The 1,321-nt window shown below is 64.0% G+C and carries 1 protein-coding gene; it reads left to right on the forward strand.

Going from position 1 to position 1,321, the window contains the following annotated elements; translation table 11 throughout:
* The first annotated feature begins 152 nt into the window (after positions 1-152).
* Positions 153-1,124, forward strand: a complete 972-nt coding sequence (locus IVA80_RS15575) for an IS110 family transposase (protein ID WP_247431448.1) — start codon at positions 153-155, stop codon at positions 1,122-1,124.
* Positions 1,125-1,321: the final 197 nt, after the last annotated feature.

Raw genomic sequence — 1,321 nt, forward strand, 5'->3', positions numbered from 1 at the left:
GGCCACCCGAGCTGGGCCGCCGATCGATCGGATCGATGCCCACCGAAGCCTTGAGGGCTGCGTTTCGTAGCAAGATCGCGGTCGGCACTTCATCGGGACCCGCATGGTTGAACGAACTTCAGGTTCGCATTCACAAGGGAGGGTCGAGGAAGATGGCCAAGCGTATCACGATCTGTGCCGGGATCGATACCGGCAAACACAGGCTCGACGTGGCGATCGACGGCAGCTCGGATCAGTTGCGGATCGACAACACGACGGAAGGCCACCAGGCGTTGGTGGAGTGGCTGAAGGGCCGCAAGGTCAAGAGGATAGGGATCGAGGCCAGTGGAGGCTACGAGCAGGCGGTGGTCGCCGAGCTTCGGCGCAAGCGGTTCGTCGTCGTCCTGTTTCAGCCGAAGCAGGTCCGTGCTTATGGCACGTTCCATCAATTGCTGGCCAAGAACGACAAGATCGACGCGGCGCTGATCGCGATGTGCACCGCCGCGGTCAAGACGATTCATTCCGCTCCGGATCCGCGGCTGCAGCCCCTTGCCGGGCATCTGACGATGATCGACCAGATCACGGAAGATATCGCAAGGCTCAAGAACCGACACGAGAGCTGCCGCGACAAGCGGATTCAAGAGGTTTGGAAGGCGCAGATCGCGCTCCTGGCCAAGTCCAAACGAGCCGCACTCAAGGCGCTCTTGGCGGCGATCCGCAAGCACCCTGATCTCGCCGCACGGCTCGATCTGATCCACAGCGTCGGCGGCTGCGGCCTGCCCACCGCGGTTGCCGTCCTGATCAGGATGCCAGAGATCGGCAACATCACGCGCGAGAAAGCCGCAGCTCTCAGCGGACTGGCGCCTTACGACGACGACAGCGGCGATCGCACCGGTGCCCGTCACATCGAAGGTGGCCGCGAACGCCTGCGCCGGGCGCTCTACACCGCGGCTTTTCCGGCATCCTTCCGCTGGAATCCGCAGCTCAAGGCTCTGTACGACCGGCTGATCGCCGCCGGCAAGGGGCACAAACGCGCGCTCGTCGCCTGCGCCAGGAAGCTGCTCGTCATCATCAACGCCGTCGTTGCCCGCGGAACGCCGTGGGTCGCCCAAGCGCCACACATCGCCAAGCTGCCGGCCGCCTGACCGCGTTTCTTTGTTCGATCAGGCGACCGTTTCTTCGTCCCGACCTGCCGATCCAAAGACGCCGTGCGCCGCAGCCGTCAAGGCTGGCCGTCGCTCAAGCCTCTCCTCACATCCGCTGCCGACAGGCCACGCCTTGACGGCCGCAAGCGCGGCGTCATGCTTGCGGAAATCGGGGGCCATACTTAATGGTTGCTACG

Origin of the sequence: Bradyrhizobium sp. 139, assembly GCF_023074175.1 — a bacterium.
Taxonomy (GTDB): Bacteria; Pseudomonadota; Alphaproteobacteria; order Rhizobiales; family Xanthobacteraceae; genus Bradyrhizobium.

Excerpts from the sequence above, each read along its gene's own strand:
- IVA80_RS15575 (WP_247431448.1), top strand. The coding sequence starts at position 153 with ATGGCCAAGCGTATCACGATCTGTGCCGGGATCGATACCGGCAAACAC.